The sequence below is a fragment of the Hydrogenophaga sp. genome (assembly GCF_018780075.1).
In the GTDB taxonomy this organism is placed as follows: domain Bacteria; phylum Pseudomonadota; class Gammaproteobacteria; order Burkholderiales; family Burkholderiaceae_C; genus Hydrogenophaga.
Genome location: NZ_JADMKB010000033.1, coordinates 1 through 21,493, shown reverse-complemented (window position 1 = coordinate 21,493; position 21,493 = coordinate 1). Strand labels below are relative to the sequence as shown.

Below are 21,493 nucleotides of genomic sequence, written 5' to 3'. Positions count from 1 at the left end.
GCGCTGGCCGGCATCGCCCTGGCCCTGCTGACGCTGGCGCTGCTGATCTGGCTGGACGCCAACCGCCTGCCGGAACAGGTGACCGTGGGCGTGGGGCCGGCGGCAGCCATGCGCATGGTGGCCCTGTTCGTCGCAGCGCTGGGCCTGGCCCACGGCGTGGCGGCCTGGGGCCGCCGCGTGCGCGAGGCCGATGAAGGCTTCACGCCGCGCGAGGCCTTGCCGACGACCAACCCCGCCGGACTCGCCTGGATCCTGGGCGGGCTCGCGGTGCTGGGCGCCTGTGTGCATTTCGGTGGCGGCTTCGTCATCGGCGCCACCGTCCTCTTCGTGGCGACCGCGCGCGCTTTTGGTCAGCCCCTGGGCGCGCGTTCGGTGGGCATCGGCCTGGTGCTGACCACCCTCGTGTTTGTTTTCTTCGCCCGGGTGTTGTCGCTGTCGCTGCCGGCCGGTCCCCTTGAACGCCTTCTGCTCGCCTGATCGCTCCCCCATGGAAACCTTGAACCTCTTGTGGGCCGGTCTGGCCGTGGCCCTGCAACCCGGCAACCTGCTGTTCGCCGGCATCGGCGTGCTGCTGGGCACGCTGGTCGGCATCCTGCCGGGCATCAGCCCTTCGCTGACGGTGGCGCTGCTCTTGCCCGTCACCTTCAAGCTGGACCCGACCGGCTCCATCATCATGTTCGCCGGCATCTACTTCGGCGCCATGTACGGCAGCTCGACCACCGCCATCCTGCTCAACACGCCGGGTGAAGCGGCGTCGATTGCCACCGCCATTGAGGGCCACAGCATGGCCAAGGCCGGGCGCGGTGGTGCGGCGCTGTCCACGGCGGCCATCGGTTCCTTCGTGGCCGGCAGCATCGCCAGCCTGGGTCTGGCGATGCTGGCCCCGGTCATCGTGGAGCTGGCGGTGTCGTTCGGCCCCTGGGACTACTTCGCGCTCATGGTGCTGGCCTTCATCACGGTGTCGGCCACGTTCGGCGACTCGGTGCTGCGCGGCCTGACCAGCCTGGCGCTGGGCCTGGTGTTCGGCCTGGTGGGCATCGACAAGCTCACCGGCCAGGGGCGGCTGGCGTTCGACATTCCCAACCTGCTCGACGGCATCTCGGTCACCACCATGGCGGTGGGCCTGTTCGCCATCGGCGAGACCCTGCACGTGGCCTCGCGTTTTTCCGGCATCGCCGACAAGGTGGAGGCCGTGCGCGGCTCGCTCTGGATGACGCGGGAGGAATGGAAACGTTCGTGGAAACCGTGGCTGCGCGGCATCGGCCTGGGCTTCCCCATCGGCGCCCTGCCGGCCGGTGGCGCCGAGGTGCCGACCCTGCTGTCGTACACCATCGAACGCAAGCTGGCCGTCAAGCCCGAGGAGTTCGGCCACGGTGCCATCGAAGGCGTGGCCGGCCCTGAAGCCGCCAACAACGCCGCCGCCACCGGCACCATGGTGCCGCTGCTGGCGCTGGGCCTGCCCACCTCGGCCACCGCCGCCATGATGCTGGCCGGCTTCCAGCAGTACGGGCTGGTGCCCGGGCCGCTGCTGTTCATCACCAACGCCGACCTGGTCTGGGGCCTGATCGCCAGCTTCATGGTCGGCAACCTGATGCTGCTGGTGCTCAACCTGCCGCTGGTGGGCCTGTGGGTCAAGCTGCTCTCGGTGCCGCAGCCCTGGCTGTACGCCGGCATCCTGGTGTTCGCCGCCATGGGCACGCTGGCGGCCAACCCCTCGCTGACCGAGCTGGCACTGCTGGTGGGCTTTGGTGTGACGGGCTACCTGATGCGCTGCTGGGACTACCCGGTCGCGCCCATGATCGTGGGCCTGATCCTCGGGCCCATGGCCGAGAGCCAGTTCCGCCGTGCGTTGCAGATCAGCCTGGGTGACTCGTGGGTGTTCTTCAAGCACCCCGGCTCGGCCACCTTGCTGGTGCTCGCGCTGATCGCTTTGCTGGCCCCGCTGCTGTTCAAGCAGCTGCGCGCGTTCAAGGGTGAGGACGCCTGAGATGGAGCTGCCCGCGCACCAGATGAGCATGACCGTGCTCATGACGCCCGACACCGCCAATTTCTCCGGCAACGTGCACGGCGGCAACATCCTCAAGCTGCTGGACCAGGTGGCCTACGCCTGCGACAGCCGCTACGCAGGTTCGTATGTCGTCACCTTGAGCGTCGATCAGGTGATGTTCCGGCAACCCATCCACGTGGGTTAACTGGTGACCTTCATGGCATCGGTCAATCACACCGGCACATCTTCGATGGAGGTGGGCATCAAGGTGATTGCTGAAAACATCCAGACCCAGGCCAAGCGGCATGTGAACAGCTGCTTCTTCACCATGGTCGCGATGGACGAAGAACGCCGGCCCAAACCTGTGCCGCCGTTGCGCCCGTTCACGCCGGATGAAAAGCGCCGGTCCCTGGCGGCCGAGGCGTGCAAGGGCATGCGCCTAGAAATGGAGCAGCGCTTCGCTGATGTGTGAGTCCGCGCCAGCAACCAAAGGCGGCCCTTCATGTATTGGCCTAAGTCATCGAATTCTCGGCAAAGCCACTGTCCAGTAAGACCGCTTTAGGCCGCTGACTGCCGACATGCGGCCTTGATTGTCGAATTCTGCCTCCTGCTCAAAGCTGACTTTGTCAGCGGTTTTGGATGGAGACAGGCTGCGCGGTCAGACGGTAGGCAGTCCGGGGTCGATCCCCGTCATGGCGACGGAGACGTCCCACAGCCGCTGGGCAAGTACGGGGTTTGTCGCCTGCGGTGCGCGCTTGGCTTCGCCGGCGACGCCTCTGATCCCTCCGAATCCGATGGGCCCGTAATAACCTCCTGGCTTCACGGGGCCCGTCGCGGCCAGCAACGCCGGCCATGCGCCCTTGGCCGCACTGTTGAGCAGCAGGCCGACGATGGGACCTGCCAACTGCGCGAGCCCCATGTGCCTGCCAAGACTGGTGCTGGCCACGCCGGGGTGGACGCCAATGGCCGTGACGGGGGATCGGGTCGCGCGCAGGCGCCGATCCAACTCAAAGAAGAACAGCGCATTGGCCAGCTTACTGGCCTGATAACGTTCCTGCTTGGCGTAACCGCGCTCGGCATTGAGATCGTCCCAGTCGATCTTTGCCTTCAAATGCGCAATGCTGGATGTCACAACGATGCGCGAGCCCGGCGTCTCGGCCAACTTGGGCAACAGCAGCGCGGTCAGTGCGAACACGCCCAGATGGTTGACCCCGAACTGCGATTCGAATCCCTGCTTGGTGCGGGTCAGGGGCGGGAACATGATGCCCGCGTTGTTGATGAGTGCATCGATGCGAGGCTCCTTTGACGCCTGCGCGGCGGCCGCACGCACGCTCTCGATGTCGCCCAGGTCCAGCGGCAACCAAGCGAGGTTGGCGTTTGGCGTCTGCTGCTTGATGCGCGCCATGGCATCTTCCGCCCTGCTCTTTTCGCGGCAACCCAGCAGCACGCGCGCGCCCCGCGCCGCCAGCACACTGGACAGTTCAAAGCCTACACCCGCATTGGCGCCCGTGACGATGAAGCACCTTCCTGACTGATCAGGAACATCTGCCTCGGTAAAGCCTTTGTGATTTGACATACAAACTCCTATTTATGAGCGATTACATACTCATTTAATTGACAAAAAAAATCAGGCCGCAGAGCCTTTCCAAAAGAGGTCGAACCCAGCCTGTTGAATCACTTCCCGCTCCTTCGGCTTAGCCGCAATGGCGTTCATGGTGATGTCCGCCAGCTCAAACAGAATCGTGTCTATGTAGAAAGCGATCCGCTCAGGCGCTGCATGTCCCGCGAGACACTGTTCGACCATCGAGCGGGAGTCGAAGAACATGGCGTGGCATCGCTGGCGGCTCTGCGCCGTCACGCGGTCCGACACCTTCAACTGGAGCAACGCCTTACGCGCCGTGGAATGATTCAGTCCCCACTCGATCAGCCGACTCCAAACGATGAGCAGTCGGTCACGCGCTGACGCCTCCATCGGGTATGGCGCCAGCATCGTCTGCGCAAGCTCACTTTCAATCTCAACGAACAGATCATTCAGGAGATCATCCTTCGATGGGAAGTAGGTAAACAACGTCCCCTCAGACACGCCGGCGGCCTTGGCGATCTTCGCTGTGGAGGCACCAGTGCCGAGTTGGGCGATGAGGTCAGAAGCAGCTTCAAGCAGGGCGCCACGCTTCTCCTCGCTCAAGGGACGAGCCATAGCCTGATACCTTTTATTGAGTGAGTGGATGCTCAATTATCATATTGAACATCTTCGCCGTCAAGTGTCAGGCTCAGGACGTTGTGAGCTTCCTCGGTCAACGCTCGATGTCCCAGGGTGATTGTTGATTTCCACCCAGAAGTGACCCACTGGGGGTGCAGATAGAAACTTGGACGAGTTGTATGCAGCAAGTCCAAGGCTGTGTTGGACGACATGGAGGGCTGCAAAGTGGTCGCCCCTCGCGTTCTGGTTGTTGTAGCGAGTGACAGCAATCCCGCCATGCCGGGCATGGGGCGCGGGTCGGCGCCTTCGGGCAAAGCGCACGCGATAGGCGTGCTCGTCGGCGCCCAGCGTCTGCCATGCCTGTTGACCCGCAGCGTCAGGCGCAAAAGGTGAGTCAACTCGGCTTGACAAAGAGCCTTTCGATTTCTGTGGCCGCCGCCGCCACAGCACGCTGCAGCCTCAGCAGGTGCTCAGGCGACGAGAAACGTGTGCACGTGCCAGACAAGGAGAGGGCCCCCAACAACTTGTTGCGCGAGTCGAAGACGGGGCATGCCACGGCTGCGAGTTCCGGATCGCGCTCCCCCATGCTCGTCTGCACCAGGTCCGCATCACCGAAAGGCCGACCAGCCGCGAATTCACGTATGACGCGACCGCTCGCCCCCCGCTCGGTCAACAAGGTGTCGCCAACCTTCAAGAGGTGACTGACGGCCTGATTCCCAAAAGCGACTGCGATGCAAAGGCGCAAGTCGCCCTGTCGGACGAAAAAACTCGCTGTTTCACCCGTGTCCGCTGCCAATCGATCCAGCGTCGGCTGGACCACTGCGGCAATGCCCTGCGTCGCGTTGCCGGTGCGCTCGAGCACTGCGATGGCGGGACCCAAACGATAGCGCTCGCTGCCATCTTTCAGCACGAACGAGTACTGGGCCAGGGACCGCAGCAGCCTGGACGCGGTGGCTTTGTCCAGGCCGGTCGCCCGAGACAGGTCGCTCAACTTTTGCCCTTCGTCATAGCGCAGCGCCATCAACAGACGAAGCCCGCGCTCCAGTGCATTGACCCGAAGGCCCGATTCCCCAACGGGCGTGTCGGCTTTTGACATATCTCTCCTATCAGGTTAAAGTTGTTTCACTCAGCGATCATATAGGATCATCCAGTGAAACAAACAGAGCAAGACATTTCTTCCAAATTTCCGCTCGCCGGTATCAAGGTCCTGGACTTCGGGCACACGGTGATGGCGCCCACATGTGGGTTGATCCTCGCAGATCTTGGCGCCGAAGTCGTGCGCATCGAGCGGGTGGAGGGGGACCCGACACGCAACCTCAAAGGGTTCGGATCGGGCTTCTTTGGCTACCTCAACCGCAACAAAGAAAGCGTTGCGATTGACCTGAAGAACCCCCTGTCTCGCCCCGCGCTCGAACGCGCCATCCAGTGGGCGGACGTGGTCATCGAGAACTTCGGTCCCGAAGTGATGAGCCGGCTCGGGTACGGATATGCGGAAATGAGCGGCATCAATCCGCGGCTGGTCTACTGCTCGCTCAAAGGATTTCTGCCAGGGCCTTATCAGGCACGGCCCGCTCTGGACGAAGTCGTGCAGATGATGGGGGGACTGGCCTACATGACCGGCCCGGTGGGTCAGCCGATTCGAGCCGGCGCATCCATCGTGGACATGACGGGTGGCATGTTCGGTGTCATCGGCATCACGGCGGCCTTGCGTGCTCGCGAACACACCGGGCAAGGCGCGCTGGTGACGAGCGCCCTGTACGAGACCACCGCGTTCCTGGTCGGCCAGCACATGGCGATGGCACAGTTCGGCGACACGCCCGTCGTGCCCATGCCAGCCAGGACACAAGCCTGGTGCCTCTACGACCTTTGCCCGTGCGCCGACGGGCAGATGTTCATCGGCATCACCAGTGACGCGCAGTGGAAACGGTTCTGCGCTGCCTTCGGGCTCGAGGAACTTCTCGACGATCCACGCTTGGCGACCAATACCAGCAGAACCGTCGAACGGCCTTGGCTCCTGCCCCGTCTGAACGAGAAGTTTGCAACGCTCTCGATGGCATCGGTGGAGACGCTCTGCAAGAAAGCCGACATTCCGTTCGGACCCGTTCGCACCCCGTTGGATCTGCTCGAAGACGAACATTTGCGCGCCAACGGCTCACTGCTCGAGGTCACTGTCGGTGAGCGGCGGGCCAGCGTACCGGCCATGCCCTTCCGGATCGACGACCACCTCCCGACGGTGCGCCTGCAACCACAGGACGTGGGCGCGCAGACCGGCAAGTACCTCCAGGCCTGGGGGCTGACGGATGCCGAATCGAAAGACTTGTTCGACCGAGGCGCCGTCGCGGGACCTCACTAGCCGAAATCGAATTACCACTTCCCCACGCAAGACCCTAAGGAGACAACAGCATGAACACACTCAACCTCAATCGCCGCCAGATCCTCGCCGCTTCCTCCCTGCTGTGCATCCCGCACTTTGCCAGCGCAAACGAGATCTACCCCAGCAAAACCATTCGATTGACCACGCCAAACTCGGCGGGCTCAGGTGCCGATGGCATGTCGCGCCGGCTTGCCGACCACATGACGAAGGCGTTGAACCAAGCCGTATTCGTGGAGAACATTCCAGGCGCGGGGGGCGTGCTGGGCAGCGAGAAGCTGCTCAGGGCGCAACCCGATGGGTACACGCTCGGTCTGATCAGTTCGAACTACGTCGTTTTCCCGCACCTGTACAAGAAGCTTTCATTCGATGTGCTGAAGGACATGACGCCCATTGCCCGGGTGGCCACGACCCCCATGGTGCTGGCCGCGCGAGCCGATCTGCCAGCGAAGGACGTTGCCGAACTCAAGGCTCTTGCATTGAAGAATCCTGGCAAGCTCACGATGGGCTCTTCGGGCAACGGCACCATCCTGCACCTGATGGGGATGCACATGCAGGAATTGGGGAATTTCACACTCATGCACGTGCCCTACAAGGGGGTGGCGCCTGTCATTCCCGACTTGCTCAGTGGTGTCGTCGACGTCGCATTCTTCTCGTACGCAAGCGTCGAGGGGCTTGTCAAAGAAGGCAAGCTCAAGGTGCTGGGTGTATCCAGCGCAAAGCGTCTGCCAAACCTGCCGAACGTGCCAGCCATCGCGGAGACCATTCCAGGCTGTGTCCTGGAGGCGTGGTATGCCGTGATCGGACCGAAGGGCATGCCCACCGAAATCGTCCAGAAGCTCAACGAGACCATCTCGACCATCGTGCAATCCGAATCCTTCAAGCATCAGATTGCAGCCGAAGGCGCGATGCCTGCGCCCATGAAGCCCGATGCGCTCATGGAATTCATGAAGTCCGAGTTCACCAAGCATGGGGCGCTGGTATCGCGCTCCGGGGCTGTCATCCAGTAAACGGTGCCAGCATGACCGCTTGCACGCTCTTCCAGAAGCTCTGGGATCAGCATCGCATCGCCGACCTTCCAGGCGGTGAGACCCTGGTCCACATAGACCGCCATCTGTTGTATGAGATCACCAGCCCCCAGGCCTTCGATGGCCTGCAGCAGGCCGGGCGACAGGTGCGAAACCCGGAACTGACTTTCGGGACGACAGACCACCTGGTGTCGACTCGACGCAACCGGGACGACCAGACGGTTGAAGGCGGTGCGGCCCTCATACGGGCATTCCGCTCCAGCACACGTGTTCACGGGATACGGCACTTCGATGTGCAAGATCCCCAGCAGGGCATCGTTCATGTCATTGCGCCCGAACTCGGCATCGCTTTGCCCGGCATGACACTGGTCTGCGGTGACAGCCATACCGGGACCGTGGGTGCCATGGGTTCATGGGCATGGGGAATCGGCACATCGTCGGTCGAGCAGGTTCTGGCAACCCAGACGCTTGCCGTGCGCAAACCCAAGACGATGCGGATCGTGGTCGACGGTCGGCTGGGCGCCGGCGTGACACCCAAAGATCTCATCCTGTACCTGATCGGGCAAATCGGAACAGCAGGCGCGACAGGCTATGCCCTGGAACTGGCGGGGCAAGCAATCTCTGACATGCCGATGGAGGGGCGCTTCACGCTGTGCAACATGGGCGTGGAAGCAGGTGCACGCACGACGCTGATCGCCCCCGATGAAACGACGTTCAGCTATCTCCGCGGGCGTGAGTTCGCACCCGGGGGTGAGGCTTTCGATCTTGCGGTATCGCAGTGGCGCCAGCTGGCCACCGACAAAGGTGCGGTGTTCGACAGGGAACTCCGGTTTGACGCGGGTTCGGCTGCGCCGCAGATCACGTGGGGCACGAGCCCCGAACAGGTGATGCCGATCGACGCGGCGGTGCCCGTCCCTGCCGACTTCACCGACAGTGAGCGGCGCAGCGCCGCGGAACGCGCCCTCGAATACATGGGGCTGGAACCGGGCGCGTCCCTGCTGGGCATCAAGGTCGATGCCGTTTTCATCGGCTCTTGCACGAACAGCCGGCTGTCAGATCTCTTGGCGGCCGCAGAAATCGTGCGCGGCCACAAGGTGGCGGGTCACGTCAGAGCCTTGGTTGTGCCCGGCTCGATGACGGTCAAGCGCGAGGCAGAGGCCCTCGGCCTTCACCGTGTCTTCCTGGACGCTGGTTTCGAGTGGCGGGAGCCCGGATGTTCGATGTGCGCTGCGGTGAACGATGACGTGGTTCCACCGGGTGCGCGGTGCGTGTCCACCTCAAACCGCAATTTCGAGGGACGCCAGGGTCCTCGTACCCGCACCCATCTTGCAAGCCCCGCCGTGGCGGCGGCCGCAGCCATCGCCGGTGTCATCACCGACGTCCGGCGATTTGGAGACTGACCATGGAAGCGTTCACTGAATGGAAGGGCGTCGCCGCGCCGATGCCCAAGGCCAACGTGGACACGGACGCGATCATCGCCGTCCAGCATGTCTACACGCTGAAAAAATCTGGGCTGGGCAATTACCTGTTTCACCGCTGGCGGTATGCGCAGGACGGGGCCGAGATCACGGATTTCGTGCTGAATCGGGCGCCCTTTCGCCGCGCAACAATTCTGGTTGCAGGGTCGAACTTCGGGTGCGGCAGCTCGCGCGAACACGCGGTCTGGGCCTTGGCGGATTTCGGCATTCGATGCATCGTCGCGCCCAGCTTCGCTTCGATCCTTCATGAAAACTGCGTCAAGAACGGCATCCTGCCCGTGACCCTCGATGAAGGGCTTGTCGAGGATCTCTTGAACATGCTGGAGAGCGATGAACGCAAAGACGTCGCAGTCGACTTGCAGGTATGTCAGATCACGTTTCCCGACGGATCGGTGCATGCCTTCACGCTGGACCCCGCCCAACGCGAAACCCTGCTTCAGGGGCTGGATCCCATCACTGCCGCAGAGCGCTACGCGGATGACATCGCAGCCTTCCAGCAAAGAGATCGCCAGGTGCGCCCATGGGTGTGGCAATCAAACAGCTCACTCCGTTGAGGACCTATGAACATCACGATCACCGAGGTCGGCCCGCGAGACGGCCTGCAGAGCGAAAAGAACTTTGTTTCAACCGATCGAAAGGTGCAGCTGATCGATGCGATCTTCGCCTCGGGCATACGCTGCGTTGAAGCCACTTCCTTTGTGTCTCCAGCGGCCGTCCCGCAGATGTCCGATGCAGCAGAAGTACTGAAGGCCATTCGCCGGCCCGAGGGCGCTGTCGTGAGTGTGCTGGCACCCAACGCCAGGGGGGCGCATGACGCTATTCGCGCTGGCGCAGACGAGTTGGTCGCGTTCGTTTCTGCCAGCCCGACACACAACCAAAAGAACCTCAACCGCAGCATCACCGATTCCCTGACCAACATTGAAGGTCTGGCCGAACTGGCATCGCAGCAGGGCATTGCCTTGCGTGCCGCCATCGCGACGGCTTTCGGATGTCCCTTCGAGGGCAACATCGACGTCAAGTCCGTCGTTGGCATCGCCCAGGCGTTCGCCGGTATGGGAATCCAGCACATCACCCTCGCGGACACGACGGGAATGGCAACGCCCAACATCGTGCGGTCCGTCAGCGCAAGCGTGCGCAATGCCGTACCCGAGGCACGCCTTTCCCTGCACTTCCACAACACGCGGGGTCTTGGCCTCTTGAATGTGGCCGCCGGCATCGACCTCGAAATATCGGCGTACGAATCGTCGGTTGCAGGGGTGGGGGGCTGCCCGTTCGCGCCGGGCGCCACGGGAAACGTGTGCACCGAAGATCTCGTGCACTACCTGCACGAGGAAGGTCACAGCACCGGCATCGATCTCGACGCGCTCATCCAGGCGGCGTGGCTGCTGGAGGAGACGCTGGGCCGTCCTTTGCCTGGCCAGGTCATGCGCGCAGGCAAGCGGCTGAGGCGCCATGACGCCGACGCAGCGCCGACGGCCAGGGCACGGCAGGCACCGTGATGCACGGGTCTGCCCAAGCTACGAAGGCATGTCGGACACAAAGCAGTTTCTGATCCAACGAGCGCTTGCTTGAGCGGCCCACCGGTTCAGCGCGATATGCAAATCCCCATGCACCCATGCCAGGAAGCCGAGAAGCTCGCCGAACTTCTGCGAGCCTCGTTGGCCGAAGTCGTCGATGCAGCGAACGTCTGCGGACGTCGGCCGATCAAGGTGTCACCACGGACGTTTCATCAGATCCAATCGATTTTGCGCGTGTGCGATTTCCACAAAGTCGGGTGGTCGCTCGAAAGCGGCTCAAAGATGGATCAGGGCGCGGACCCGGGCGAGGTCGACGTCGTGCTGTCCCTGGCCTTGCTGACCGCCAGCAACGAACCTGCAAGACCTTGGCCCGGTTGATCTATTTACTTCCCGCGGGTGCGCGACAACACAAGGGCGACAAGCGGGGTCGTGGCGAGCACCAGCAACAACCGCAAGACTTGCATCGAGATGACAAATGCCAGATCGACGGGCGTGGAGGCCGCGATGATCGCCACAACATCGACCCCGCCGGGGCTGGTCGCGAGATAGGCGGTCAGCGGGTCGATGCCAGCCCATTGGACCAGGGCGGCGCCGACCGCAGCGCACAGGACGATCAAGGTCATGATCGAGACCAGGATCATGGGCAGAGAGCCGAGGCACAGCGCCAGGACCTGTCGGTCGAACCGGGCTCCTATCGTCCAGCCGATGGCGGTGTAGGCCAGGGCCAGCATCAGTGGATGGAGGTCCAGCTTCACGTTCGCGAAGTTTTGCAGGAGGAAGTACGCCCCCATCGGAATGAGCATCGCGCCGGCAGGGATGCGAAGCCAAGTACCCAGGTAGGCCCCGCCCACCGCCAATGCCAATGTCACTGCTACAGCGTGCCAGCTCGACGGCGGCAGCAGCAACGCGCTGGCCGCGGCCGCACTCTGGACCGCTGGGGCTGCGCCATCGGAGATCCACCAATGCGCCACCAGAGAAGCCGCCAAGGAAACACAGACGACACGCAGGTATTGCATGAACGCGACCAGGCGCACGTCAGCACCCTGGGCCTCGGCCAGGATCAACATGGCGGAGGCGCCTCCGGGGGCCGAGCCCCACATGGCGGCTGCAAGGGGAAGCGTCTTTCGGCGTGACAGCACCCAGCCCAGCCCATAGGCCAGCAAGGTCACTGCAGTGACGCCCAGGAAGAGCGCACCCCAGTGCGCCGACACCGAGTCGAGAAACGAACTGGGCACACTCCGCCCGAGAAGGCACCCGATCACGCCTTGTGCGCAGGTGAATGCCCCCCGCCCTGCCCCGACCCCTGAGCCGTAGAGGGTCAGCGCGATGGCTGCCACCATCGGTCCGAGGAGGCGACTTGCCGGCAGCCCGAGTCGCTCGAACAGTGCTGCCAGTACGAAGGACAGGACGATGAGCTGGAACCAGCGGGCTGTACGTCCCTTCAGCAGCGCCGCCGCTCCGGCGGCTCGCATCAGGAATCCAGGAAACGTTGAGCGTCCAGTGCGGCCATGCAGCCGGTTCCTGCGCTGGTGATGGCCTGCCGGTAGACGTGGTCCTGGACATCACCTGCTGCAAACACACCCGGCACACTGGTTGCCGTTGCGTAGCCCGCCAGGCCCGACCGGGTCTGGATGTAGCCGTCGGCCATCGTCAGTTGCCCATCGAAGAGGGCTGTATTGGGCTGGTGCCCGATCGCGATGAAACAGCCTTGCGCTTCGACGAGCTCGGTGACTCCTCGCGTCTGGTCGCGCACCTCGACCCCGGTGACGCCGGCATCGTCACCGACGATCTGTTCGACGACGCAGTTGACCTTCAGTTCGATCTTTCCTTCTTCGATCTTCTTCTGCAGGCGGTCCAGCAGGATCGGTTCGGCGCGGAACTTGTCACGACGGTGGATCAGCGTGACCTTGCTTGCAATGTTCGCAAGGTAAAGGGCCTCTTCCACGGCCGTGTTGCCCCCGCCCACCACACACACATCCTGCTCGACGAAGAAGAATCCGTCGCAGGTCGCACAACCCGAAACGCCGCGGCCGCGGAAGGCCTGCTCCGAAGGCAGGCCCAGGTACTTTGCCGATGCGCCCGTGGCGATGATCAGCGCGTCGCAGGTGTAAGAGCCCGCATCTCCCTTGAGAACGAAAGGCCGGCTGTTCAGGTCCACGTTCACGATGTGGTCGGACACCACGCGCGTGTTGAAGCGTGCAGCGTGCTGCATGAAGCGCTCCATCAGCTCGGGCCCCTGTACACCCTCCACGTCCGCTGGCCAGTTCTCGACATCGGTGGTGGTCGTCAGCTGGCCGCCCTGCACGTCGCCGGTGATGAGCATCGGGGCGAGATTCGCTCTGGCCGCGTAAATGGCGGCGGTGCAACCGGCGGGTCCCGAGCCCAGGATGATCAGTTTGGAATGGTTCTGCATGGGCTTACTCCCACAGGCCCTTGGGCACGGGAAGTCCCTGCAGGATTTCTTCGGTCAGTTGCTGTTCGACGGGGATGCCGTTTTCCTTGCACCACCAGAGGAGTTGACGTGTGTGCTGGGCGCTGTGCCAAGTGGAGCGCTCGAGGAAGGAATGCATGGAATGCACGCCATAGAACATCTTCAATGGTTGCGTGCAGCTTTGGTCTTCAAGGGTGTCCCACCATTGGGCGACCCGCATCCGCTTGTCGTCTGCATACGCGAGGATGCCGGCAACGTCGATGGTCGGTGGCGCATCGATGTTCGCGACCACCGTCCAGTCCTCCAGTCCGTCGATCACCACCTGCAAATAGGCATCTGGCACCTGGAAGATGTGATACGCCACATCACGGACCGTGCGTGTGCGCGGGGGTTGCGGCAGTTTGTCCAGAACATTGTCAGGAATCTTCGAGATCGCATCCCTGGCGATCTCCATGATCTTCGTCCAGCGCTCCATGAGCACCTCGGGAGCCAGGTAGGTGGCGGCATGGTCGATGCCCACGAACCTGGCCACGTCATCGAGCGACTGCGCGAACGTGTATTCCTGGTCACGCACCACCACGGGAATGGACCGGATTCCCAAAGAAGCCAGGTATTTCATGGCTGCGGGGTTGGTGGCGACATTGACCGACTCGTAAGGGACTCCCTTGCCGGTCAGGAACTCCTTGACCCTGACACAGCTGGAGCACCCAGTAGTCCAATACACAGTGATGTTTTCCATAAAGCAGTCCCGTTGAGTGATGAAGTCTTGACTGTATGGATCGCATCGCTGCGGCGCTATTCGATGTGCAGAGGGGCCCTTCTCTCAATCCGATGACGAAGCCTTGGGCGGGCGGATACCGAGCCAGCGCTGCTCCATCAGGGCTTTCTGCACCAAGTCCTCCAGGAGCCCACAGACCGCCGTGGCGGTGGCCCCCAACGGCAGGTGTTCGGACGTACACAGGACGACCGTCCTGGAACTGTCCAGTGGCGTGAGAATCAGGGAATTCCCTCCGTCTTCCTTCAGCTGCCGCTGAAGCGCCGAGGCGGGGAGGATGGTGTGCGCATGACCTTGTTCGACGATGTCGACGAGCGTTTTCAGCGAGTCGATTTCTGCGAGAGCGTTCACCGCAACATTCTCGACACTCAGTCCGGCCTGGACGAGCCTGCGCATCGCCGTCTGCGGGCTGGAGAGCACCAGGGGATACCGCACGACTTCAGCCATCGACATGGTGCCCTTGTGCGGATCCACTCCGGACTTCGCGGGCGAAACGAGATAGATCATCTCGGTGAACAGCGGGTGTTCGACGATTCCGGGCGACGGCTCGAACTGGTATGTCACCGTCATGTCGAGACGGCCCTGAAGGACCATTTCCTTGAGCAGGTGGCTCATGCCTTCTTGCAGGTGCAAGGTCACTTGCGGAAGCCTGGTCCGCGCTGCCACGAACAGGTCCAGGGCGAGCAAATCCTCCACCACCACGGGCAATCCCAGCGAAGCCGGACCGCTCGGGGTGCCGGTCCCATGCACCACATCGTGCGTGGCACGTTCGACCTGTCGAAGGATGGCGACGCCGTGGTTGTAGAGGGCTTGTCCGGCTTCCGTTGGAAAAACACCGGTAGAGCGCCTGATCAGCAGCTTCTGTCGCAACTGCGTTTCCAGCCCGGCCATCTGCGCGCTCAACGCGGACTGCGCAACGTGCAGTTCCACGGACGCTCGAGACATGCTGCGCTGCTCAACGATCTTCACAAAGTACTTCAACTGCCGCACTTCCATGCCTGGCTCCTCGATGGCTTCCCCATCTGTTGTTGAGATCGCTGTATCTGCAGGTTGAATTGCCCCCACCCACGACTGGCGAAATACTGGGGCTTCACCTCCAATACTCCACAAAGGATCAAAGATGAGACAAGCCTACCCGATTCGCCGTCGGTCCCTGCTGCTCGCCGCTGCATCGACCGCGTGCGCCTTGCCAGCGTTTTCGCAAAGCTCCAAAGCTCTTCGCCTCGTCGTTCCGTTTCCGCCCGGCGGTGGCGTCGACGCTACCGCACGGCTACTGGCAGAACGGTTAACCGCAGGCCTGGGAGGGCGGCATGTGATCGTGGAGAACCGACCCGGCGCCGGCGGCAACATTGCAGCGATGGCAGTTGCCCAGTCCTCTTTGGACGGCGACACACTCCTGATCACGTCCAACAACCATACGATCAACCTGTCGCTGTATGCCAAGCCCGGCTATGCACTGGAAGATTTCTCCCCGATAGCTCAGTTCGGGGTGTCTGGTTTCGCACTGGTGGCACATCCGAGCACCCACTTCAAAACCTTGGGCGATCTTCTGGCGGCAGCCAAAGCCAAGCCCGACTCGATTTCATACGGAACGGGTGGCAACGGACATCCCGCACACCTGGCCATCGAACTGCTGAAGTCCCGGGCCAAGGTCTCCATGCAGCACATCCCGTACAAGGGATCGGGGCCCCTGACAGCAGACCTGATTGGAGGCCAGCTACCGGTGGGTCTGATCTCCGTTCTGGCGGCTCAGTCAGCCGTGGCTTCGGGCCAACTGGTGGCGCTGGCTGTGACCAGCAAGCAGCGCTGGCCAGGGATGCCCAACATACCTACGGTGGAAGAGTCTGGCTTTCCAGGGTATGACTACAGCGCGTGGATTGGCGTGCTGGGAAGGAGCGGAACACCACCAGCCGACCTCGCTTTGCTTGAGCGGCAGATCCTCGCCATCGGCTCGACCGAGGACGCGCGTTCGAGCATGTACAAGCAAGGCATGCTGCTCTCGCCGAAGGGCAGCGCAGACTTCAAGGAGTCGATTGCCCGTGACGCAGCGGTCAATCGCGACCTGATTCGAAACATCGGGTTGAAATTGGACTAAGGGGCGTCTTGAGCGTGTCACCAAGCTTGTTGGTGACACGCGATTTACATAGCGCAGCCATTGCACTGTCGCTAGCAGAGCCAGACTTTGTGGTTGGCAGGTCAGAGGCACCCTCTGCGGCTTCCTTCCCTGTGGCTTGTGCGACACCGGCATTCAGGTCGTTTTCGCTTGTTGCTTGATAGAAGCGTTCGTTCTGCGGCCCACGCGACAACGCAAACCGACGCGAGGCCACCAGGTTGCCGACGGAGGTCTGCACGACCTCTCCGTTCTGAGATGTAAGGGTTGAGGGTCGAACTTCGTCGCGAACCTGTTGACCCAGGGACCCTCGATGCGGATGCGTGTCCACCAGGCGACACACTGTGCTGGGGCGAAGTCTTTCAGAAACAGAACGCTCTTGATCGAGCCATTCTGATCAGAGCGCTTCGAGAGCCAGTGCAATGCCTTGGCCACCCCCGATGCACAGCGTCACCACGCCGCGCTTGAGACCGTCACGGCGCATCGAATGCAGCAGCCGTGTGGTTAGAACGGCACCCGTGGCGCCGATCGCATGGCCGTGGGCGATGGAGCCGCCTTCGACGTTGACGATGTCTTCGGGCAGCCCCATCTCGCGCAGGCAGGCCAGCGCGATCGCCGCGAAGGCCTCATTGATCTCGATGCGCTCGATGTCGCCGTGCTTCCACCCTGCCCGCTCCAGGGCCAGCTTGACCGCAGGCACGGGTCCGATGCCAAAGAGGCCCGGCTCGACCGCCGCCACACCATGTGCGACCAGCCGCGCCCAAGGCTGCAGTCCGTGCTGCTCGGCAAAGCCACGCTCCGCGACGATCAGCGCGGCCGCACCGCTGTTGAGTCCGGGCGCGTTGCCGGCGGTGATGCTGCCGTCCTTGCGGAAGGCCGGCTTGAGCTTGGCCAGGGTTTCGATGGTCGTGTCCGGGCGATTGGCTTCGTCGCGATCAAATCGCACAGGCCCCTTGCGGCCCGCCAGCTCGATGGCAACGATCTCCTCATCGAACTTGCCCGCCGCCTGCGCCGCGCTGAAGCGCTGCTGCGAGCGCGCCGCCCAGCGGTCCTGGTCTTCGCGGGTGATGCGGTACTGGCTCACCAGATCTTCGGTATGCCAGCCCGAGTGCTGTCCGCTGAAGGCATCGTTGAGACCGTCGCGCAGCAGGCTGTCGAGCATCGCCGCGTCCCCCATGCGCTGGCCCCAGCGTCCGCCAGGGACCAGATACGGGGCTTGGTCCATGCTTTCCATGCCGCCGGCGATCACCGCCTTGGCGTACCCCGCAGACACCTCCATCGCCGCACTGGCGATGGCCTGTGCACCCGAGCCGCAGACCCGATTGACGGTCATTGCAGGGACTTGTACAGGCAGGCCGCCGCCGATGGTGGCTTGACGCGCCGGGTTCATCCTGGCGCCCGCCTGAATCACCTGTCCCAGCACCACCGTATCGACCGCCTCAGGGGGCAGTCCGGCACGCCGGAGGGTTTCGCGCACCACCGCCGCCCCCAGTGTGGTGGCAGGGGTCTCTTTCAGCGCACCGCCAAAGGCACCAATGGGTGTGCGCACAGGCGCACAAAGAACGATTTCAGGCTTGCTCATGGAGACTCCTTGTCGTGAGATGAGATTGAGCTGTGCAGCACGGTGGGGCCCGCTTTCATGCGTTGACGTCGACCACCGTGCGGCCACGGACCTGGCCTTGAAGCACCGGCCCCGCCAGGCCGGGTACGTCGGCCAAGCCGACAACCCGCGTGGCGCGCGCGAGCTTGCCCAGTCCCAGATCGGTGGCCAGACGTGCCCAGGCCTGCAGCCGCGCGTCCTGCGGCGCGTTGACCGAATCGATGCCGGCCAGCGTCACGTTGCGCAGGATGAAGGGCAACACCGAGCCTGGCAGGTCCACACCCTGTGCGAGCCCGAAGGCCGCCACCGCGCCGCGGTAGCGGGTCTGTGCCAGGACATTGGCCAGCGTGTGGCTGCCAACCGAGTCGATGGCGCCGGCCCAGCGTTCCTTGCCGATCGGTGCGCCCGGCTCGGACAGCGTGCGCCGGTCGATGACCTCGGCCGCCCCCAGCCCGCGCAGATAGTCCGACTCTTCCAGCCGCCCGGTCGAGGCGACCACCCGATAGCCCAGCGTGGACAGCAAAGCGATGGCGATGGAGCCGGCTCCACCGCCAGCCCCGGTCACCAGAACCTCGCCCTTGTCCGGTGCCACGCCCGCATGCTCCAGAGCAAGGACGGACAACATGGCGGTGTACCCCGCCGTGCCGATGGCCATGGCATCTCGCGTGGAGAACACGTCGGGCAACTTGACCAGCCAGTCGCCGCTGACGCGTGCCTTCTGCGCCAAGCCGCCGTGGTGGGTCTGGCTCAGGCCCCAGCCATTGGCGACCACCCGATCACCCACAGCGAAGCCCGCGTGCGTCGATGTTTCGACGACACCGGCGAAGTCGATGCCCGGAATCAAGGGGAACTGGCGCATCACGGGCGCGCGGCCACTGATCGCCAGCGCGTCCTTGTAGTTCACCGTCGAATAGTCGATGGCGACGGTGACGTCGCCCGGCATCAGGTCGGCCTCGTCAAAGTCCACGAGTCCGGTGGAAATGGCATCGCCCGTCTTGGTGGTCAGCAGTGCTCTGAATGTCATCGTCGTCTCCTGAAGTGCTGTTTCGTCGAATGTTGTGCTGTCGATCAGCTGCTCGCGCGCAAGCGTCGTGTGCGCCAGGTCCCCCAGCCGCTGCCCAGGGCCGACTTCAGGAAGGCCGCCAGGCCGCTTTCGCCCGGCCGGGGCTCGGCGCCTTTGGCGATGCGTTTGAGCTGGCGCTCGTACCAGAGCACCTCCATGATGCCCATGCGATCAACCGTCTTCAGGCCGGTCTTGATGGCACGAACCTGCTGTGCGCTGTCGCGCCCTTGCAGCAGGGCGGCCGGTGCATCGGGGTCGATGGCCAGCAGCCGCGCCAGGCCGACGATGTCCAGTGCGCCGGAGGCCAGGGCACCCTCCATGCCGGCGGCGCTGCGGAAGCCACCGGTCACCATCAGCGGCACATCCACCGCTGCCCGTACCTTCTCGGCGAAGCTCAGGAAATAGGCCTCGCGCGACGCGGTCGAGTCCTTCTTTGGCTCGTGGTTGGCGCCATTCATCGCAGGCGCTTCGTAGGTGCCGCCCGAGATCTCGATCAGGTCGATGCCCGCCTCGGCCAAGGCGCGGATGGTGTCCAGCGACTCCTCTTCGGTGAAGCCGCCGCGTTGGAAGTCGGCCGAGTTGAGCTTGATGGCCACCGGGAAGCCAGGCCCGACCTGGCGGCGAACCTCGGCATAGACCGCCATCACGAAGCGGCGGCGCTTCTCGGGCGTGCCGCCCCATTCGTCCTGGCGCAGGTTGTGCCGGGGCGAGAGGAACTGGTTGACCAGGTAGCCATGGGCACCGTGGATCTCCACACCGCTGAAGCCCGCCTGCTTGCACACCGCCGCGCTGCGCCCGAAGCGCCGGATCACGTCATCGATCTCTGCCTGGGTCGCCTCGCGCGGGGTCTCGAAAAAGGCGGCCATGTCCTCACGGAACGGCACGGCCGAAGGGGCAATGTTGTAGGCGTTGAGCCCCTTGGTCGACTGCTTGCCCGGGTGGTTGAGTTGGGCCCAGATGGCGACCCCGCGGCTGGTGGCGGCCTGGGCCCACTGCGTGAGCAAATCAAGATCCGACTCGTCTTCGATGGCAACGTTGCCCGGCTCGCCGAGGGCGCGCCGGTCGACCATCATGTTGCCAGTCAGGATCAGGCCGAGCCCCGATGCCGCCCAGCGCCGATAAAGCGCGACCAGGGCCGGCGTCGGCCGGTTGTCGTAGGTGCCGAGCGTCTCGCTCATGGCGGCTTTGGCCAGCCGGTTGCGCAAGACGGTGCCGTTGGGCAGCGTCAGAGCTTGGGTCAGCAGGCGGGGGGAGGTAGTGGATGTCATGGGCATGGAGGTTTCTTTTGTGTGGAACCGCTTATGTCAGAACGGGCTACGGTCCCAGGCTGCGATGACTTTGGGTGGCTGCAGGTAGGACGTCAGCCCCTGGAACCACAGCACCTCGCGGAAGTCGCCGCTGATCACCAGGTCCTGGCTGCCCACACCGCGCAGGAAGGCGGGCTGTGCGTCCTTGGCCGAGAGGATCTCGAAGCCCTTGGCAGGGGTCGAGAAGCTCAACGTGAAGGCGGGGTCCGAGCTCACTGGGGTACCTTCGGCTACGCCTTCGGAGCGAGCTTGCTTGGGGCGGCCCGGCGCGGCGCTCAGGCCGGCCAAGGAGCGCACGGCGCCGTCCTGGAGCACGTAGGTGCGGCCGGCGCCCGAGGCCGTGCGGATCTGGAAGACCAGCTTCTTGGTGCCGACATAGCGCGCGCAATCAGGGTTGCTGCGGATCTTTCGCTGCAGCAAGTGGGCAAAGGCCCATAGCAGGAACTTGAACTTGAGCATGGGAGGCACTCTTGGAAAAGGTGGGCAGGGGCGCTCGCCGTCACTCGGCCAGGAACTGCACGGCGTGCTGCAGGAAGCGCTGCGGGCACTGGAACTGCGCAGCGTGGCCGGCGTCGGGGTAGATGAACAACTGCGCGTTGGGCAGGTTGCGCGCCATGTAGAACGAGTTGACGGTCGCCACCATCACGTCGTTCACGCCGTTGAGAATGAAGGTGGGCTGGCGGATGCCGCGCAAGTAGGCAAACGGGTCGTCTTCCTGCACCCTGGGCAGGTAGTGCAGGTTGGCCTCGATCTGGGCGCTGGCGACTTCCGGGGAAGACGGCGGGTCCTGGTCCACGCGCTGGTGGCGCCGCGCCCAGAAGTCTCGCGCAGCCTGTTGGGCTTGCGCAGAGCGGCCAAAAAACAGGTAGGCGAAGTCGTCGACGGTGGGCTCCGGGTTGACGGCGGTGGTCAGCACGCGCTGCTCCATCTCCGGGTCGCCGCCGCGCGGCCCGGTGCCCAGCAGCATCAGCTTGCGCACCAGCTCGGGATGGCGCCAGGTCAGATCCAGGGCCTGGAAGCCGCCCAGTGAAAAGCCCAGCACATCCACCTGGCGCAGCCCCAGGGCGCGTATCGCCGCCGCAGCGTCATCGGCCATGTCCTCGATCCGGGTGCGCGGCGTCCCGCTGGACGACGCGACGCCGCGGCCGTTGAACAGGATCACCTCGCGCCCGGCGGCCAGGCCGTCGGTCATGAGTGGGTCCCAGTGGTCCATGCCACCGCGGTAATGCTGGAGGAAGAACAGCGGCGGCTGGTCCGTCGCGGTGTTGCCCCAGCGGCGGTAGGCGAAACGGTCTCCGCTTACCTCAACAAAACGGGTGGGGGCGGTGAGATGGGTGTGGCTCATGGCGGCCTCCTGGTGATAGCGGGCGAGTTCCGGCACCGCTTTAGCGGGCCAGGAACTCCAGCGTGCTGCGCACGAAGTCCGCATGGAACTGGAAGGCGCCGCCGTGGCCGGCATCGGGATAGATGATCAGCTGGCTGTTCGGCAGCCGCCGCGCCAGGTCGTGCGTGTTGACGGTCGGGACCATGCGGTCGTTGTCGCCGTTGACGACCAGCACCGGCTGCTTGATCACCGAGAGATCGGCCGGGGCCTTGTTCCCCCAGTCGCGCAGCGCCGCCAGCTGG

At 63.8% G+C, this 21,493-nt stretch carries 22 protein-coding genes and 1 pseudogene; 10 read left to right on the top strand and 13 right to left on the bottom strand.

Annotation, left to right across the window (positions count from 1 at the left end; genetic code table 11):
- The 3 genes and pseudogenes from IV088_RS07685 to IV088_RS07675 form a co-directional block, all read left to right on the top strand.
- Window positions 1-477, top strand: a 477-nt coding sequence (locus IV088_RS07685) for a tripartite tricarboxylate transporter TctB family protein (protein ID WP_291100021.1), incomplete at its 5' end; no start/stop codon positions are given.
- A 10-nt stretch (window positions 478-487) separates the two neighbouring features.
- Complete coding sequence (locus IV088_RS07680) at window positions 488-1,987, top strand: tripartite tricarboxylate transporter permease (protein ID WP_291100018.1); 1,500 nt, start codon at window positions 488-490, stop codon at window positions 1,985-1,987.
- Window position 1,988: 1 nt separating this feature from the next.
- A pseudogene (locus IV088_RS07675) lies at window positions 1,989-2,459 on the top strand (acyl-CoA thioesterase).
- 186 nt (window positions 2,460-2,645) lie between these two features.
- On the opposite strand, the gene IV088_RS07670 reads toward IV088_RS07675, so the two are convergent.
- The 3 genes from IV088_RS07670 to IV088_RS07660 all read right to left on the bottom strand — a co-directional run bounded on the left by IV088_RS07670 (window position 2,646) and on the right by IV088_RS07660 (window position 5,283).
- Entirely contained in the window at window positions 2,646-3,563 is a 918-nt protein-coding gene (locus IV088_RS07670) for an oxidoreductase (RefSeq protein ID WP_291100015.1), read from the bottom strand.
- Between the two features lie 51 nt (window positions 3,564-3,614).
- Entirely contained in the window at window positions 3,615-4,184 is a 570-nt protein-coding gene (locus IV088_RS07665) for a TetR/AcrR family transcriptional regulator (RefSeq protein WP_291100012.1), read from the bottom strand.
- A gap of 397 nt (window positions 4,185-4,581) precedes the next feature.
- The gene (locus IV088_RS07660; protein WP_291100010.1) at window positions 4,582-5,283 is read right to left on the bottom strand and encodes a helix-turn-helix domain-containing protein; all 702 of its coding nucleotides are present in this window, start codon (window positions 5,281-5,283) and stop codon (window positions 4,582-4,584) included.
- A 54-nt stretch (window positions 5,284-5,337) separates the two neighbouring features.
- Between IV088_RS07660 and IV088_RS07655 the strand changes: the two genes are divergently transcribed.
- The 6 genes from IV088_RS07655 to IV088_RS07630 all read left to right on the top strand — a co-directional run bounded on the left by IV088_RS07655 (window position 5,338) and on the right by IV088_RS07630 (window position 10,959).
- Window positions 5,338-6,540, top strand: a complete 1,203-nt coding sequence (locus IV088_RS07655; protein WP_291100007.1) for a CoA transferase — start codon at window positions 5,338-5,340, stop codon at window positions 6,538-6,540.
- Between the two features lie 50 nt (window positions 6,541-6,590).
- Window positions 6,591-7,568 carry a tripartite tricarboxylate transporter substrate binding protein gene (locus tag IV088_RS07650; RefSeq protein ID WP_291100005.1) on the top strand — a complete coding sequence of 326 codons (978 nt, stop codon included), beginning with the start codon at window positions 6,591-6,593 and terminating at the stop codon, window positions 7,566-7,568.
- Between the two features lie 11 nt (window positions 7,569-7,579).
- Complete coding sequence (gene leuC, locus IV088_RS07645) at window positions 7,580-8,986, top strand: 3-isopropylmalate dehydratase large subunit (protein ID WP_291100002.1); 1,407 nt, start codon at window positions 7,580-7,582, stop codon at window positions 8,984-8,986.
- Between the two features lie 2 nt (window positions 8,987-8,988).
- The gene (leuD, locus tag IV088_RS07640; protein ID WP_291099999.1) at window positions 8,989-9,618 is read left to right on the top strand and encodes a 3-isopropylmalate dehydratase small subunit; all 630 of its coding nucleotides are present in this window, start codon (window positions 8,989-8,991) and stop codon (window positions 9,616-9,618) included.
- 6 nt (window positions 9,619-9,624) lie between these two features.
- Entirely contained in the window at window positions 9,625-10,563 is a 939-nt protein-coding gene (locus IV088_RS07635; protein ID WP_291099996.1) for a hydroxymethylglutaryl-CoA lyase, read from the top strand.
- Window positions 10,564-10,659: 96 nt separating this feature from the next.
- The gene (locus IV088_RS07630) at window positions 10,660-10,959 is read left to right on the top strand and encodes a hypothetical protein (protein ID WP_291099993.1); all 300 of its coding nucleotides are present in this window, start codon (window positions 10,660-10,662) and stop codon (window positions 10,957-10,959) included.
- 5 nt (window positions 10,960-10,964) lie between these two features.
- Here IV088_RS07630 and IV088_RS07625 read toward each other — a convergent pair whose 3' ends face one another.
- The 4 genes from IV088_RS07625 to IV088_RS07610 form a co-directional block, all read right to left on the bottom strand.
- Window positions 10,965-12,053, bottom strand: coding sequence for an AbrB family transcriptional regulator (locus IV088_RS07625; RefSeq protein ID WP_291099991.1), 1,089 nt, complete (start codon window positions 12,051-12,053; stop codon window positions 10,965-10,967).
- A complete protein-coding gene (gene trxB, locus IV088_RS07620) occupies window positions 12,053-12,994 on the bottom strand; it encodes a thioredoxin-disulfide reductase (RefSeq protein WP_291099988.1) in 942 nt (313 codons plus the stop codon). The genes IV088_RS07625 and trxB overlap by 1 nt, the downstream gene beginning before the upstream one ends.
- 4 nt (window positions 12,995-12,998) lie before the next feature.
- The gene (locus IV088_RS07615) at window positions 12,999-13,751 is read right to left on the bottom strand and encodes a glutaredoxin domain-containing protein (protein ID WP_291099985.1); all 753 of its coding nucleotides are present in this window, start codon (window positions 13,749-13,751) and stop codon (window positions 12,999-13,001) included.
- Between the two features lie 84 nt (window positions 13,752-13,835).
- The gene (locus IV088_RS07610) at window positions 13,836-14,783 is read right to left on the bottom strand and encodes a LysR substrate-binding domain-containing protein (RefSeq protein WP_291099982.1); all 948 of its coding nucleotides are present in this window, start codon (window positions 14,781-14,783) and stop codon (window positions 13,836-13,838) included.
- Between the two features lie 124 nt (window positions 14,784-14,907).
- Between IV088_RS07610 and IV088_RS07605 the strand changes: the two genes are divergently transcribed.
- Entirely contained in the window at window positions 14,908-15,882 is a 975-nt protein-coding gene (locus IV088_RS07605) for a tripartite tricarboxylate transporter substrate binding protein (RefSeq protein ID WP_291099979.1), read from the top strand.
- A 412-nt stretch (window positions 15,883-16,294) separates the two neighbouring features.
- Here the strand turns inward: IV088_RS07605 and IV088_RS07600 are convergent, their stop codons facing one another.
- From IV088_RS07600 to IV088_RS07575, 6 genes are all read right to left on the bottom strand, one after another.
- A complete protein-coding gene (locus tag IV088_RS07600) occupies window positions 16,295-17,479 on the bottom strand; it encodes an acetyl-CoA C-acetyltransferase (protein ID WP_291099976.1) in 1,185 nt (394 codons plus the stop codon).
- 55 nt (window positions 17,480-17,534) lie between these two features.
- Window positions 17,535-18,521, bottom strand: coding sequence for an MDR family oxidoreductase (locus IV088_RS07595; protein WP_291099973.1), 987 nt, complete (start codon window positions 18,519-18,521; stop codon window positions 17,535-17,537).
- A gap of 44 nt (window positions 18,522-18,565) precedes the next feature.
- Complete coding sequence (locus IV088_RS07590; protein ID WP_291099970.1) at window positions 18,566-19,834, bottom strand: NADH:flavin oxidoreductase/NADH oxidase family protein; 1,269 nt, start codon at window positions 19,832-19,834, stop codon at window positions 18,566-18,568.
- A gap of 30 nt (window positions 19,835-19,864) precedes the next feature.
- The gene (locus IV088_RS07585) at window positions 19,865-20,326 is read right to left on the bottom strand and encodes a helicase (RefSeq protein ID WP_291099966.1); all 462 of its coding nucleotides are present in this window, start codon (window positions 20,324-20,326) and stop codon (window positions 19,865-19,867) included.
- 40 nt (window positions 20,327-20,366) lie between these two features.
- Window positions 20,367-21,212: an alpha/beta hydrolase gene (locus tag IV088_RS07580; protein ID WP_291099964.1), complete on the bottom strand. Its 846-nt coding sequence runs from the start codon at window positions 21,210-21,212 to the stop codon at window positions 20,367-20,369.
- 40 nt (window positions 21,213-21,252) lie between these two features.
- The coding region (locus tag IV088_RS07575) for an alpha/beta hydrolase (RefSeq protein WP_291099961.1) at window positions 21,253-21,493 on the bottom strand (241 nt) is incomplete at its 5' end.

Bases quoted from the DNA above. Each gene is read 5' to 3' on its own strand.
- IV088_RS07680 (WP_291100018.1), top strand. From the start codon at position 488: ATGGAAACCTTGAACCTCTTGTGGGCCGGTCTGGCCGTGGCCCTGCAA.
- IV088_RS07670 (WP_291100015.1), bottom strand. From the start codon at position 3,563: ATGTCAAATCACAAAGGCTTTACCGAGGCAGATGTTCCTGATCAGTCA.
- IV088_RS07665 (WP_291100012.1), bottom strand. From the start codon at position 4,184: ATGGCTCGTCCCTTGAGCGAGGAGAAGCGTGGCGCCCTGCTTGAAGCT.
- IV088_RS07660 (WP_291100010.1), bottom strand. From the start codon at position 5,283: ATGTCAAAAGCCGACACGCCCGTTGGGGAATCGGGCCTTCGGGTCAAT.
- IV088_RS07650 (WP_291100005.1), top strand. From the start codon at position 6,591: ATGAACACACTCAACCTCAATCGCCGCCAGATCCTCGCCGCTTCCTCC.
- leuC (WP_291100002.1), top strand. From the start codon at position 7,580: ATGACCGCTTGCACGCTCTTCCAGAAGCTCTGGGATCAGCATCGCATC.
- leuD (WP_291099999.1), top strand. From the start codon at position 8,989: ATGGAAGCGTTCACTGAATGGAAGGGCGTCGCCGCGCCGATGCCCAAG.
- IV088_RS07635 (WP_291099996.1), top strand. From the start codon at position 9,625: ATGAACATCACGATCACCGAGGTCGGCCCGCGAGACGGCCTGCAGAGC.
- IV088_RS07630 (WP_291099993.1), top strand. From the start codon at position 10,660: ATGCAAATCCCCATGCACCCATGCCAGGAAGCCGAGAAGCTCGCCGAA.
- IV088_RS07625 (WP_291099991.1), bottom strand. From the start codon at position 12,053: ATGCGAGCCGCCGGAGCGGCGGCGCTGCTGAAGGGACGTACAGCCCGC.
- trxB (WP_291099988.1), bottom strand. From the start codon at position 12,994: ATGCAGAACCATTCCAAACTGATCATCCTGGGCTCGGGACCCGCCGGT.
- IV088_RS07615 (WP_291099985.1), bottom strand. From the start codon at position 13,751: ATGGAAAACATCACTGTGTATTGGACTACTGGGTGCTCCAGCTGTGTC.
- IV088_RS07610 (WP_291099982.1), bottom strand. From the start codon at position 14,783: ATGGAAGTGCGGCAGTTGAAGTACTTTGTGAAGATCGTTGAGCAGCGC.
- IV088_RS07605 (WP_291099979.1), top strand. From the start codon at position 14,908: ATGAGACAAGCCTACCCGATTCGCCGTCGGTCCCTGCTGCTCGCCGCT.
- IV088_RS07600 (WP_291099976.1), bottom strand. From the start codon at position 17,479: ATGAGCAAGCCTGAAATCGTTCTTTGTGCGCCTGTGCGCACACCCATT.
- IV088_RS07595 (WP_291099973.1), bottom strand. From the start codon at position 18,521: ATGACATTCAGAGCACTGCTGACCACCAAGACGGGCGATGCCATTTCC.
- IV088_RS07590 (WP_291099970.1), bottom strand. From the start codon at position 19,834: ATGCCCATGACATCCACTACCTCCCCCCGCCTGCTGACCCAAGCTCTG.
- IV088_RS07585 (WP_291099966.1), bottom strand. From the start codon at position 20,326: ATGCTCAAGTTCAAGTTCCTGCTATGGGCCTTTGCCCACTTGCTGCAG.
- IV088_RS07580 (WP_291099964.1), bottom strand. From the start codon at position 21,212: ATGAGCCACACCCATCTCACCGCCCCCACCCGTTTTGTTGAGGTAAGC.